The sequence below is a fragment of the Corynebacterium aurimucosum genome (genome assembly GCF_046895345.1).
In the GTDB taxonomy this organism is placed as follows: Bacteria; Actinomycetota; Actinomycetes; order Mycobacteriales; family Mycobacteriaceae; genus Corynebacterium; species Corynebacterium aurimucosum_G.
Genome location: NZ_CP160096.1, coordinates 506,325 through 519,306, shown reverse-complemented (window position 1 = coordinate 519,306; position 12,982 = coordinate 506,325). Strand labels below are relative to the sequence as shown.

Here is a 12,982-nt window from a genome sequence, read left to right as displayed (position 1 = left end):
GGGTTTGTGGCGCGTGACTAGATGAGCTTTAAAAGCCGGCTTTCTTGAGGGCATCGGCCATCGAGCCACCGCCGCCGCGGTCCGCGCGGCCACGCCCTCCGTTGCGCCGGCCGGAACGGCCGCCTCGCCCCTCGGAACGCCCGCCGCCGTTGCGGCGCTTGGGGGCGGGCTGGCCGGGTTCGTCGTCAAGCCGCAGCGACAAACCAATGCGCTGGCGCTCCACGTCGACCTCCATGACCTTGACCTTCACCACTTGGCCCGAACGGACCACATCATGCGGGTCAGAGACGAACTTGTGGCTCATCGCGGACACATGCACAAGCCCGTCCTGGTGCACGCCAACGTCGATGAAGGCACCAAAGGCCGCAACGTTGGTCACGGTGCCCTCCAGAATCATGCCCGGTTTCAAGTCCGAGACCTTGTCTACGCCTTCCTTGAAGGTAGCCGTCTTGAATTCTGGGCGCGGGTCGCGGCCAGGTTTGTCCAGCTCCGCAATGATATCCGTCACCGTCGGCACACCGAAGGTATCGTCAGCAAAGTCCGCCGGCGACAGCTTCGTCAACACGCGCGAATTGCCGATGAGCTCCGAAACCCCCAGCCCGGTCTTCTCCGCGATGCGCGCCACCACCGGGTAGGCCTCCGGGTGCACGGCCGAGGCATCGAGCGGGTCCTTACCTCCATTGATGCGCAAGAAGCCAGCCGCCTGTTCGAAGGCCTTCGGCCCCAAGCGCGGCACCTTCTTCAGCTCCTTGCGTGAAGCAAACGTGCCATTCTCATCGCGATAGGCCACGATGTTGGCCGCAATCGTGGAGTTCACTCCGGCCACGCGCTCCAGCAACGGAGCCGAGGCGGTATTAAGGTCCACGCCGACGCCATTCACGGCATCCTCCACCACACCATCGAGGGTGCGGGCGAGCGCGACCTGGTTGACATCGTGCTGATACTGCCCCACGCCGATGGCCTTCGGGTCAATCTTCACCAGCTCCGCCAGCGGGTCCTGCAGGCGGCGCGCGATGGACACCGCGCCGCGCAGGGAGACGTCCATGTCGGGGAACTCATCGGCCGCCAGCTGCGAAGCCGAATACACCGATGCACCGGCTTCCGAGACCACGACCGGGTTCGGCCGCTTCCCACCCGCCTGCGCGATGAGGTCCGCGACTTCACCGGCGAGCTTCTCCGTCTCACGCGAAGCGGTGCCATTACCAATCGCCATGAGGTCCACCGAATGAGCCGCGCTTAACGACGCCAACTCCCTCACCGCCTCAGCCCACTTCTGCTGCGGCTGGTGCGGGTAGACGATGGTGGTGGCAAGGACCTTGCCCGTCGGGTCGACGACCGCGCACTTGACGCCATTACGGTAACCCGGGTCCAAGCCCAGCGTCGCGCGCTGGCCCGCCGGGGCGGCCAGCAGAACATCGCGCAAGTTGGTAGCGAAGACCTTGAGCGCTCCTTCCTCGGCCTTCTCCTTGAGACGCATGCGCACGTCGAGGCCCGAGGAGATGGAGAGTTTGGTGCGCCAGCCCCAGTGGACGGCGTCGGCAAGCCAGCGTGAGGTGGCAACGTCCAAGTCGAAGCGCTCCGCAATCATGCCCTCATACATGGCGTCATCGCCGGCATCGAGGTTGAGCTGCAGCACGCCTTCGTTCTCACCACGCAACAGCGCCAGGATGCGGTGCGAGGGAAGCTTGTCGAAAGGCTCAGAGAACTCGAAGTAGTCCTTGAACTTCGCGCCCTCGGTTTCCTTGCCTTCCACCACACCGGCATTCATGGAACCGCTGGTGTACATGCGCTCGCGCACTTCGCCGACGAGGTCCGCGTCCAGTGCAAAACGGTCCACCAAGATAGCGCGAGCACCCTCGAGGGCTTTCTTCGCTTCCTCGAAGCCTTCAGTGAGGTACTCCCCTGCCAGCTCGGCCGGATCCGCCGAAGGATTCTCAATGAGTTTGTCCGTCAGCGGCTCAAGTCCTGCCTCGCGCGCGATATCCGCCTTGGTTTTGCGGCGCTTCTTATACGGCAGGTACAGATCCTCTAGGCGCGCCTTGGTTTCGCAGCCTTGAATGAGGGCACGCAACTCGTCGGTCAGCTTGCCCTGCTCCTCAATGGCGGCGAGCACCGTTTCCTTGCGCTCCTCCAGTTCCCGCAGGTAGGTCGAGCGTTCCTCGATGATACGCAGCTGCGAGTCATCCAGCCCGCCGGTGGCTTCCTTGCGGTAACGGGCGATGAACGGAACGGTGTTACCCTCCGCCATGAGCTTGAGGGCGGCTTCGACAAACTGCTCTTTGACGCCTAGCTCTCCAGCGATGGTGGCTGCGATATTCACAAAACCTCTTTATGGGTCGGGGACTTAAGACCTTCTCACCCTATACCCCGCCCTGCCACGCGCAGGAAGTGCCCAGCCCAAACTCGGTGTGACCAATCTCTGAGGTCCCGTACCACAATGTGTGCGGCGGCAAACAGTCCGCGACGGCCGCGGTGACCTTCGTCAGCGGTAAATCTGAAGAGCCGTTGACGATGACCCTCCACACGTGCTCACCCACCAGTGGCTGACCGTGCTTATCCATGTACTCGTTGACCAGAATGTTGTCGGGTTCGCAGGTAAATGACACGACCTCGGCGTTGATGTCCTGTGGCTCGACTCCGCCTTCACGCAAACGCTGCGGCATATTTTCGAGGACCTTGTTCCATTCAGCTTCGGTCATAAGTATTGACAAGTCAGTGCTCACGTCCATCTCAATCCTCCTTTAAGGTTTCCAGGTAGGCGCGATCGGCGTCACTTAGCTCCGCTGCATCCAGCAACTCTGGGCGGCGCTGCCACGTCCGCGCCAGCGACTGCTCGCGGCGCCACCGGTCCACACGGGCGTGGTCACCGGAGGTCAGCACGTCCGGAACCTGAAGGCCGCGCCACTCGCGCGGCTTGGTGTAGCTGGGCCCCTCCAGCAGGCCATCGGAGAAGGAATCTTCTTCGTGCGAGCGCCGGTTCCCCAACACACCAGGAATGAGGCGCACGACGGCTTCAGCAATGACGAGAACAGCTACCTCGCCGCCGATGAGCACGTAGTCGCCAATGGAGACCTCACGTACGCGGTAACGGTGCTGCGCATCGTCGACGACGCGCTGGTCGATGCCCTCGTAGCGCCCGCACGCAAACACAATATGCTCCTCCGCGGACCAAGCTTGCGCATCGGCCTGAGTAAAAGGCTCTCCCGCGGGTGTCGGCACGATAAGGAGCGGTTTGTCCGAATTCTCACTTTCACCATAGGAGCGCGCCTCCACGCCATGGATATCGTCGTGGCGCGGTTTACTCAGGTGCGGCAGAGCGCTCTGCAGGTCCTGGGTGGAGGCGGTGCCGGAGGAGACGTCGTCAAGCGCGGGCCCCCACACCTCAGGCTTCATGACCATCCCGGGGCCACCGCCATAGGGAGAATCATCGACGGATTTGTGCACGTCGGTGGCCCACTGGCGCAGGTCATGCACGCCCACCGCGAGCTTCCCCTGCTCGATGGCCTTACCCAACAGCGCGTGGCGCAGCGGGTCGAGATACTCCGGAAAAATGGTGAGAACGTCAATCCTCATAGGTCGAGCAACCCTTCCGGCGGGGTGATGGTGCAGGTCCCCGCCTCCAGATCGATCTCCGGCACGATCTCCTCCACGAAGGGCACGAGCGCTTCTTTGCCTTCGGTGAGCGTGACTTCTAGGAGGGACTGCGTCGGTCCGTGCGTCACGCCGGTCACCTCACCCACCTCTTTGCCCTCAAGGAGGACGCGCAGGCCTTCCAACTCGTAGTCATAGAAGCCGTCGTCTTCTGGGTCATCCAGAGGTTCGGCGAAGAACTGGGTGCCACGCAGGGAATCCGCGGCCGTGCGGTCTGGGATTTCCTTAAACGTGATGAGCAGGCGTCCCTTGTGGGCGCGCACCGCTGCAATGGTGAGCTCATGTTCCTTCTTACCTTGCTTACCGTGAAGGACCTCGCCGACGGCGAATCGGGTCTCAGGGGAATCGGTGGTCACCTCGACGGAGACCTCGCCTTTAATGCCGTGGGATTTCACCACGCGACCAATGAGTAGTTCCATGCCTGCTAGCTTAACGGGCTACGCTGGGGCGGCGTGACTGAGCTTCCCATCAATGATGCAACCACCTTTGGCGACGCCTCCCACAACAGCGCCGCCCTCGCAACGCTGAATCTGCTCGATGAGGCCCCCGAGCCGCACCCCACACGCCCCAGACCAGCCGTTAAGAGGGTCCTCAGTGCCGACGGCACAAACCTCATCCTCTTCTCCTTCCTGCCTGGACAAGACCTACCTGATCACAAGGCCGCACACCCCATCACCGTGCAGGTGCTCCGGGGATCGGTGATTTTTAGTTGCGAGGAACAGGATGAGGTGCTCGCTCCCGGACGCATAGTGCACCTTCCGGCGTACGTGCCGCATGCGGTGACATGTAGCGAGGAACCTGCACTCATGCTGCTCACCATGTTGACACCACACACTAGCGCGAATGTATAGACTTTTAGTACTATTCTTATAGTGTGAGTAGTTCGAAGCCGTATCACCATGGAAATTTGCATGAAGAGATCCTCCAGGAGGCCATCAAGCTTGGCCGGGAGGGAGGACCGGAGGCGGTGACGATTCGCGCCGCAACGCGCGCGGTCGGTGTCTCCCCTACTGCCGCCTACCGCCACTTCAAGGATCAAGCCGCGCTTCTCGATGCCGTCGCGGACGTCGCCACCTACGAACTCATTACCAAGCTCAGCGAGGCCTTCGAAGAGACGGAAGGCACCATCGTCGACAAGATGATGGCGGCTGGTTTTGCCTACTACCACTACGCCTTGGAGGAGCAGAACTTCTTCGAGTGCATGATGGCCACGAGCGGTTTTGATATTCCAGCTGGACTCGCGGCCGCGGCCGAGGGCCCCAGCGAGGACCTACGCGTGCAGGCCACATTCAATTTCTACGGCTACATGGAGCAGTATGCGCGCTCCATCGGACAGGAACCCAGTAAGCAACACATGATGCAGAATTGCCTGGCCGGCTGGTCCACTGTGCACGGTTTCACAGTCTTGTGCCTCAGCGGTCATTTGCGGTCGCTACCGGAGGAAAAGGTGGAAACCTTGGCGCAATCGGTCATAGCCTCCGCTGTCCGCGGCTTGGACTTCGACAATCCCCTGGAAGCGCACCACCCCGGGCGATCCTAAGCACTAAAAATCCCCGCGACCGACAGGTCAGCGGGGATAATCTTTTAGCCGAGTAGAAATTACTCTGCGGACTCCTCAGCCTCAGCGGAGTCGGCCTCTTCAGCCTTAGCGGCCTCTTCCTCGGCCTTAGCAGCCTCAGCGGCAGCGGCTTCCTCAGCAGCCTTCTCGGCGGCAGCCTTAGCCTCAGCCTCTTCCTTGGCCTTGCGCTTCTTCTCGGTGATGGCCTCGATGGTCGGGCCGTTGTTGGCCTCAGCCAGAGCAGCGTTGAAGAGGTCCAGCTTGGACGGCTTCTCCTCAGCAACCTTCAGGGTGCCCTCTGCACCCGGCAGACCCTTAAACTTCTGCCAGTCACCGGTCACCTTGAGCAGTGCGAGAACCGGCTCGGTCGGCTGTGCACCGACACCCAGCCAGTACTGAGCGCGCTCGGAATCGATCTGGATCAGGGACGGCTCCTGCTTCGGCTGGTAGATACCGATGTTCTCGATAGCCTTGCCGGAGCGACGGGTGCGTGCATCAGCGACGATAACGCGGTACTCAGCGTTGCGGATCTTGCCCATACGCTGCAGCTTGATCTTAACGGCCATGATTGGCTCCTTTTCTAGTCACCGGGCAGTTCAGACACGCGCCGCTCGGTGGCGCGCCGGTTCAACCCTTGGATTTATCCTGCGCGTGACGTGCCGGCCGTCCGTAGGCGGTACCGGCGTTACGCAGAGATGAAGTTTTATGTGTCCTCCACGCTGTGCGTGAACAACCCCACCAACTTTAGCGGAACCCACACAAGATAGGAAATCCCCCTTAGCTCTTGCAGAGTTAGGCCTTACCCCGCGAAGGGGGTAGTCTGTAATGCGGTTATTTCGACGCCACACACTCCTCTTTTTATGAATAAACAAGCCCCCTCTACATTCCGCTACCGTTACGACCTTGACGGCCTCCGCGGCATCGCGATCGCCTTGGTTGTTCTGTACCACGTCTTCGTTGGTCGTGTCTCAGGTGGCGTCGATGTCTTCCTCCTGCTTTCTGGATACTTCTTCTTAGGCTCGCAGCTGCGCTATGCCGCACGGCCGAATGCCTCCTTGAACCCGTGGTGGCCCATCTGGCGCACGCTCCGCCGGCTGGTGCCTTCCCTCGTGCTCGTCATCGGCGTGAGCTATGTGCTTGTCCGGCTCTTCGCCCCGAAGCTTTTAAACACGGAGTTGACCAAGCAGATCACTGCGACGGTCTTCTACTACCAGAACTGGGAATTAGCACGGCAGAACGCTGACTACGCAGCCGCTTCAGCAACAACGTCACCACTGCAGCACATGTGGTCCATGGCTGTGCAGGGGCAGTTCTACCTGCTGGGTATCTTCTTCGCTCTCGGCCTGGCCGCTTTCATGCGCCTGCGCCCCAAGAACACGGGCCTACGAGAACAGCGTTTCTCTTCCATTAATTCCATCGCGGGCCCGATCCTCCTCGTAGTCACCGTCGTTTCTTTTGCCTATGCATCCCGCGACGGCCTCTTTGGCACCCCGGAAAACTACTATTCCACATGGTCGCGCGCCTGGGAGCTAACTTTGGGCGCGGTGCTCGTTATCTATGGTTCGCACCTGCGCATGCCGCAGCGCCTGTCCAACCCCGCCACGGCTCTCGGCTTGGCGGCTCTGGCTGGTACCGGCCTGCTTATTTCCGATAGCTTGGCCTTCCCTGGGCCGCTGTCTCTTCTGCCCATCGGCGGTGCAGTACTCATCATCATTGGTTCCGGCGGGTCTTTCTCACGGGTGCTCACCACCCGGGTTTCTCGCTGGCTCGGTGATATCGCCTACCCGCTCTACCTGTGGCATTGGCCGCTGCTCATCATTTCCATCGCCGCCCTCGGCCTTGACACCCCTCCGTGGTGGCTCGGGGCCATCATCATCGTGGTGTCGCTGGGCTTGGCGGACCTGACGCATCGTTTCGTCGAGAAGCCCCTGCGCCAGCACCGCAAACGCCCGCTTGCCGACGACCTCCCCGTCCACCGCGGCCTCGCCGACCTTCGCACTCGCACCGGCACTCTGCGGGGCGTTGGCGGAGTCCTCGTTGCCGCCTGCACCGTTGCGCTCGTGGCCGTTCAACCGCTGTGGCTGCGCAGCCTGCAGGAAGCGAACCACGAAATGCTCGACCCGAAGCTCTACCCAGGAGCGACGACCTTCGTCGAGAACATCACGCCGCCTGAGAACGTAGAGATCAAGCCTGACCCGATTCTCGCGCGCGGCATTCAGCCGCCAGTCGCCGACAACTGGTGCTTCATCCCGGAGCAAGAGCCAACGGACTACTTCATCGAGACCCAGAAGGACGGCGTGACGCCGTGCATCTTCGGTGATGTCAACTCCGATGTCGAGGTCTACCTGGTAGGCGGTTCGCACGCGGAGCAGTATTCTTCGGCCCTGGATCACTTGGGCCGCGAGATGGGTTTCAAGCTGGTTCCGCTCACCCGCGTGGGTTGCCCCATCGAGCTCGGCGATGAACTGAGTGTGAAGCCTTCCTGTGCCGAGTGGAGCAAGGAAGTGGTCAAGCGCATTATCGATGCGGACCCGGCCCTCGTGGTCTCTAATTCAACGCGACCCGGCCAGCCCTTGGGTCACGGCCCAGACGCCGTCCCGCCCGGCTATAAGGCCTTCTGGGACGAATTGGCCAAGCACGATATTCCCTTCTTGGGTTTCCGTGATAACCCGTGGGGATTCGATGAGCACGGCAATGGCCTCCAGTTTGATGAGTGCTACGTAGCCACCCAGGATTCTCTCGGATGCGGCATGCGCTTCGAAGAGGTCTACGCTCCCTATGACCCCGGCGCCGAAGTCCTCTCCCAGTACAAGAACATGCTGGCCGTGGACACCTCGACGTGGTTCTGCGATGCCAACGGCGATTGCCCGGTCATCATCGGCAATATCATGGTGTACCGCGATATGCACCACTTCACCAAGGCTTTCGCGGATTCGGCCATCCCGCTCATCCGTGAAGCCATCACCCCCTTCCTCAAGGGCGAGACGGTGCAGCAGCAGCCCCCGCAGATCCCGACGGACAGCCCCATAGTGCCTCAGTCCGCTGAGACGCCTCCGACCACACCGGCGGAGCCTATCCCCTATCCTGCATATCCGGCAGATAAAGCCATTTAGAACGACAAGGGCCGGCGCTTTTAGCGCCGGCCTTACTAGCGAAGAATGCAGCAGCATTCTTCGGTTATTTCTTTTTGCCCTGCCCAAAGTCCAGGTTGTTGAGATCGATATTCTCCATGCCCTTCGGCATCTTGATATCTCCCAGCCCGGGCATGCCGCCGCCGAGCTGTTCCTGCATCTTCTGCAGTTCTTGCATCGACGGCATTCCGCCGCCCATCCCCGGCATACCGCCGCCACCACGACGCTTCGGCGGCTTGCGCTTGCCGTTCTTGCCCTTGCGGCCCTTCGGCTTCTTCTTGGTAGCGGAACGCCCACCGCCCATGCCTGGCATGCCAAAACGGCCGGCCATCTGCGACATCATCTTTTTGGCTTCGGTGAAGCGCTCAATGAGCTGGTTGACGTCAGACACGCTCACGCCAGAACCGAGGGCAATGCGCTTACGACGTGAAGCGTTGAGAATCTTCGGGTTTTCCCGCTCCTCCGGCGTCATACCGCGGATAATGGCCTGGATGCGGTCAAGCTGCTTTTCGTCGACCATATCGGCGATCTGGTTCATCTTGTTGCCGCCGGGCATCATCTTGAGCAGGTTGCCCATCGGGCCCAGGTTGCGCACCATGAGCATCATGTCCAAGAAGTCATTGAGCGTCATCTCGCCGGAGCCCATCTTCTTGGCGGCTTCCTCCGCCTTAGACTGATCCAGCTTGGACTCCGCCTGCTCAATAAGTGTCAGCAGGTCACCCATGCCCAGAATGCGCGAGGACATGCGCTCCGGGTGGAAGACATCGAAATCCTCGAGTTTCTCACCGGTGGAGACGAACATGATGGGCTTGCCCGTGACCTCACGAATGGACAGTGCCGCACCACCGCGGGCGTCACCGTCCAGCTTGGTCAGGACGACACCGGTGAAGTCCACGCCATCGCGGAAGGCCTCGGCGGTCTGCACGGCGTCTTGACCGATCATCGAGTCAATGACGAAGAGGACTTCGTCCGGATTGACGGCATCGCGGATGTTGCGCGCCTGCGTCATCAGGGTCTCATCGATGCCGAGACGGCCGGCGGTATCGATGATGACGATATCGTGCTGGGTGCGCTTGGCCTCTTCGATACCGCGCTTGGCGACGTCCACCGGATCCCCATGGGAGGTTCCCATCTCATGCTCGTGGGAATCCAGGGAGGTACCCGGATCCGGAGCGTAGACATCGACTCCCGCGCGCTCGCCAACGATCTGCAGCTGCTGCACCGCGCCCGGGCGCTGAAGGTCACAGGCCACCAGCATCGGGGTGTGTCCCTTGGAGGCCAGATGCTTAGAAAGCTTGCCCGCCAAGGTGGTCTTACCAGCACCCTGGAGGCCGGCGAGCATGATGACCGTCGGCGGGTTCTTCGCCAGGTTTAGGCGGCGGGTCTCGCCGCCGAGAATCTCGATGAGCTCCTCGTTGACGATCTTGACTACCTGCTGCGCCGGGTTCAGTGCCTCGGAAACCTCGGCGCCTGCCGCGCGTTCCTTAATGCGCTTAATAAAGCCGCGCACGACGTTGAGCGAGACGTCCGCCTCCAGCAACGCCAGACGGATTTCGCGTGCTGTGGCATTGATGTCCGCCTCGGTCAGCTTGCCCTTGCCGCGCAGGCCGGACAGGGCTGATTGCAAGCGGTCAGACAAAGACTCAAACACGTTAAAAGTGCTCCCTCAACTATCGTGGATAAATTTATAACTTCCCCAGCTTAGCCGTTGACCAGTGCTTGGGTCACATTCCGGACTAGCGTAGCGCGGGGGATGTCGCCAAGCGGCACGGCGTGAAGCACCATCGTGGCACCCGGCGTGGTGGTGGATAGCCACTCGCACTCCGGAAGCAGCGCGAGCACGTGGCCGAGGGTACCTGGGTAGTCATCGATGCGAACCTCGAAGACTCCCCCAGTCCACATCGCCGTCGCCGGTCCCGGTACGAAATCAGGCAGCACGGTATAGGTCCCTGATTTATAGGACTGCACGAGGCGCTCCTCTACCGTCGCGAGGTCAATGGCACCGTGAAGAGCGCGAATATCAAACTCACCGGCGTAGCCCTCCTCAGTGCGCACGAGGCGCGAGGAGAGGATGTTCCAGCCCAACGCGGCGATAAGTGCCAACGCACGCACGGCCTCCCTCTGATAGCTGCCGCGCCACAGGACGGTAAAGCTGTCATCCTCGGGGTTGTGGCGCAGTCCAATGTCGCGGTCGGCAGCCACCAGAGGCCGAACTGGATGCAGAGCTTCTAGCTGTGCAAAAGCGCGGCCGCTGACCGCATCGATTCCTTTCTCCAGCCTGCGGTTCCACACGCCGGGACCGGTGGATTCAGCATCGGTGCGGGCGAGTACGACGAGGAGCGCTAGAGTCAGGTAGTCATAGCGCACGGCTTCGAGGAGCTCGTCACGGGCTTCATCGGATACAGGATCGGTACGGGAGACGATGCGCGCCAGAGTGGTGTGCTCAGCGACCACGGTTTGCACGCGGGAGCGATCCGCCAGGTCGAGGCCAAGCTTGGCCGCGGCACGCGCCACCATCTCCGCCCCCACCAGCTCGTGCGGGCGACCATATCCTTTCCCGATATCGTGGTAGAGCCCCACCAAGAGCAGCAGATCGGGCCTCGCTACGGAAGTGCGTGCTTCTGCACAGCGCGCGACGGTAAGGATGGAATGGTAGTCCACGGTATGAGCGTGCGTGCGCTCGCGCGGCAGCAGCCCTCGGATGTGTTCCCACTCTGGGACGAGCCGCTCCCACAAGCCGTGAGCATCCATCTCCTGAATGAGGCGCGGGGTATTGAGCGGCGAGGACAATAAACTAAAGAATGCATCCGTCACAGCGGCGGGCCAGCGTTCGGGCAGCTCCGGTAACTCGCGCAGCTGCTCCCAGACATGGGGCGGAACGCTTCTGCCCGAGCGTGCTGCGGCGGCGGCCACGCGCAAGAGCAGCCACGGCTCATCCAAGTCCGCGGTACGAGCGAGGCGGATCTCGCCTCCGGCATCAACCACCCCAATATCGAGGGGCTTACGTGTGCGGTTGTGGCTGCGTTTGGATACGACTCCCCGGGCAGTCGCCAATGCCCTCTCCACGGCTCTATCTACCGCGGTAGCCGCGGTGACCACGGCCGCGGACAAGTCATAGCGGTCGGCGAAACCAAGCTCGTGGGCGATCTCCGCGGCGAACTCAGGGTCGAGAACATCGCGGTGCCGCCGGGCGGTGACGTGAAGGAGCGTGCGGACGTCGAGAAGCAAGGCCTGCTCCTCCTCAAGTGCTGGGGCATCCGCGAGGTTGCCAAGGGCGAGCGCCCGCAGGAATTGGATATCGCGCAGGCCGCCGCGCCCATTTTTAATATCCGGATGGGTCATCGTGGCCAGGGTGCCAGAACGGCGCCAGCGAGTAATGGCGAGGTCGACGAAAGCGTCGAAGTTGCTCTGCAGTAGGCGGCGCCACGAGGCATAGACCTGGGCGCGGGTGGAGTCCACGAGCTGCTTGTCGCCGGCAACGAAGGCCAGATCCAGCTGCGCGAAGCCGGCGGCGGGATCGGAACCAGCGATAGCGCCAAATTCGCTGGGGGTCCGCACCGCATAATCGAGCCGGTATTTGGCATCCCAGATGGGGTACCAGATTTCAGCGACCACATCTTCGGGCAGCTCCGTATCATCCGGGTGAAGGAGGATGAGATCAAGATCCGAAAAAGGGGTCATCGCCCGGCGGGCGAAAGAACCCGTAGCGGCAAGCGCACAGCCGGACGGAAGCTGCAGAGACTGCGTCAGCTCTATCGCCGAGGCATAGGCATCCTCACGCAGTTGAGCGGCCGTAGACACTTCTACAGGGCTGCCTCGCCGCGCTCACCGGTGCGCACGCGGATGACATCCTCAACAGGAGTAATCCAAATCTTGCCGTCACCGATCTTTCCGGTATAGGCGGCGTCAACGATGGCAGAAAGGATATCCTCCACCTGCTCGTCGGACGTGACTACCTCCAGCTTGACCTTGGGCACGAAGTCGGTGGCATACTCGGCGCCACGGTAGACCTCGCTGTGGCCGCGCTGCTGGCCGAAACCCTGGGTCTCGGTCACGGTCAGGCCGTGCACGTCGTGCTGCTCCAAGGCCTCACGGATGTCCGGCAGCGTGAACGGTTTGACGATGGCAGTGATGAGCTTCATCTGTTACTCCTTAGCTCCGGCGGTGTCGACCCGCGGCTGGACGGTTGGTGCAGGATTCATCCTAGCGTCGTGGGTGTGGCGGCGGTGCGAAGCCCCATGCGCCATAGACGAACTTCCAAAGTTCGCGCTAAACCTCCTCCTCAGAGGCCTCAACGGTCTGTGCACTCTTGCGCATACGCTTGGCGTACTTCACATCAGTGACGGTCACACCGTAGATGGAGCGTCCCATGTAGAAGGAGCCCACCGAGGCGATGATCCACACGCCGAAACACGCGATCATGACCTTGATCAGCGACCACAGGGAAAACCCGTTCTCGGCAAAATCCACGACTACCTTCGCCACAAGCAGCAGCGGGACGGCCAAGCCGACCGTCGGCCCCAACAGGTTAACGCGGGTCAATGCATCAGGCGCACGCCACAAGGCAATAGCGGTCGCAATGACCAAGACCGTGGCCACGACCAACAGAATCGAGGCGATAATCTCCGGGATAGTCATGGTC

The 12,982-nt window shown here is 61.6% G+C and carries 12 protein-coding genes; 3 read left to right on the top strand and 9 right to left on the bottom strand.

Annotated features, from left to right (window positions below; all coding sequences use genetic code 11):
* Positions 1 to 28 precede the first annotated feature (28 nt).
* From ABZS45_RS02560 to rimM, 4 genes are read right to left on the bottom strand one after another with little or no spacing between them, the layout of a single operon-like run.
* Positions 29 to 2,320 (bottom strand): Tex family protein, encoded by a 2,292-nt coding sequence (locus ABZS45_RS02560; RefSeq protein WP_395419815.1) that lies wholly within the window; start codon positions 2,318 to 2,320, stop codon positions 29 to 31.
* Between the two features lie 40 nt (positions 2,321 to 2,360).
* Positions 2,361 to 2,729, bottom strand: a complete 369-nt coding sequence (locus tag ABZS45_RS02555; RefSeq protein WP_412100555.1) for a hypothetical protein — start codon at positions 2,727 to 2,729, stop codon at positions 2,361 to 2,363.
* A 1-nt stretch (position 2,730) separates the two neighbouring features.
* Positions 2,731 to 3,573 (bottom strand): tRNA (guanosine(37)-N1)-methyltransferase TrmD, encoded by an 843-nt coding sequence (gene trmD, locus ABZS45_RS02550; protein ID WP_412100554.1) that lies wholly within the window; start codon positions 3,571 to 3,573, stop codon positions 2,731 to 2,733.
* A complete protein-coding gene (gene rimM / locus ABZS45_RS02545; RefSeq protein ID WP_412100553.1) occupies positions 3,570 to 4,070 on the bottom strand; it encodes a ribosome maturation factor RimM in 501 nt (166 codons plus the stop codon). Before rimM ends, trmD begins: the two co-directional genes overlap by 4 nt.
* A 33-nt stretch (positions 4,071 to 4,103) precedes the next feature.
* Between rimM and ABZS45_RS02540 the strand changes: the two genes are divergently transcribed.
* Positions 4,104 to 4,502 carry a cupin domain-containing protein gene (locus ABZS45_RS02540; protein ID WP_412100552.1) on the top strand — a complete coding sequence of 133 codons (399 nt, stop codon included), beginning with the start codon at positions 4,104 to 4,106 and terminating at the stop codon, positions 4,500 to 4,502.
* 23 nt (positions 4,503 to 4,525) lie between these two features.
* The gene (locus ABZS45_RS02535) at positions 4,526 to 5,191 is read left to right on the top strand and encodes a TetR/AcrR family transcriptional regulator (RefSeq protein ID WP_070729821.1); all 666 of its coding nucleotides are present in this window, start codon (positions 4,526 to 4,528) and stop codon (positions 5,189 to 5,191) included.
* A 59-nt stretch (positions 5,192 to 5,250) separates the two neighbouring features.
* On the opposite strand, the gene rpsP is transcribed toward ABZS45_RS02535, so the two are convergent.
* Complete coding sequence (gene rpsP / locus ABZS45_RS02530; protein WP_070445501.1) at positions 5,251 to 5,775, bottom strand: 30S ribosomal protein S16; 525 nt, start codon at positions 5,773 to 5,775, stop codon at positions 5,251 to 5,253.
* A 294-nt stretch (positions 5,776 to 6,069) separates the two neighbouring features.
* Here rpsP and ABZS45_RS02525 point away from each other — a divergent pair, with 294 nt between their 5' ends.
* Positions 6,070 to 8,322 carry an acyltransferase family protein gene (locus ABZS45_RS02525; RefSeq protein WP_412100551.1) on the top strand — a complete coding sequence of 751 codons (2,253 nt, stop codon included), beginning with the start codon at positions 6,070 to 6,072 and terminating at the stop codon, positions 8,320 to 8,322.
* Positions 8,323 to 8,386: 64 nt separating this feature from the next.
* Here the strand turns inward: ABZS45_RS02525 and ffh are convergent, their stop codons facing one another.
* The 4 genes from ffh to ABZS45_RS02505 form a co-directional block, all read right to left on the bottom strand.
* Positions 8,387 to 9,991 carry a signal recognition particle protein gene (ffh, locus tag ABZS45_RS02520; RefSeq protein ID WP_412100550.1) on the bottom strand — a complete coding sequence of 535 codons (1,605 nt, stop codon included), beginning with the start codon at positions 9,989 to 9,991 and terminating at the stop codon, positions 8,387 to 8,389.
* Positions 9,992 to 10,041: 50 nt separating this feature from the next.
* On the bottom strand, positions 10,042 to 12,141 hold the full coding sequence (locus tag ABZS45_RS02515) for a [protein-PII] uridylyltransferase (RefSeq protein WP_070729817.1): 2,100 nt from the start codon (positions 12,139 to 12,141) through the stop codon (positions 10,042 to 10,044).
* A gap of 2 nt (positions 12,142 to 12,143) precedes the next feature.
* Positions 12,144 to 12,482, bottom strand: coding sequence for a P-II family nitrogen regulator (locus ABZS45_RS02510; RefSeq protein WP_070445489.1), 339 nt, complete (start codon positions 12,480 to 12,482; stop codon positions 12,144 to 12,146).
* A 127-nt stretch (positions 12,483 to 12,609) separates the two neighbouring features.
* Entirely contained in the window at positions 12,610 to 12,978 is a 369-nt protein-coding gene (locus tag ABZS45_RS02505; RefSeq protein WP_070445486.1) for a Na+/H+ antiporter subunit G, read from the bottom strand.
* Positions 12,979 to 12,982: the final 4 nt, after the last annotated feature.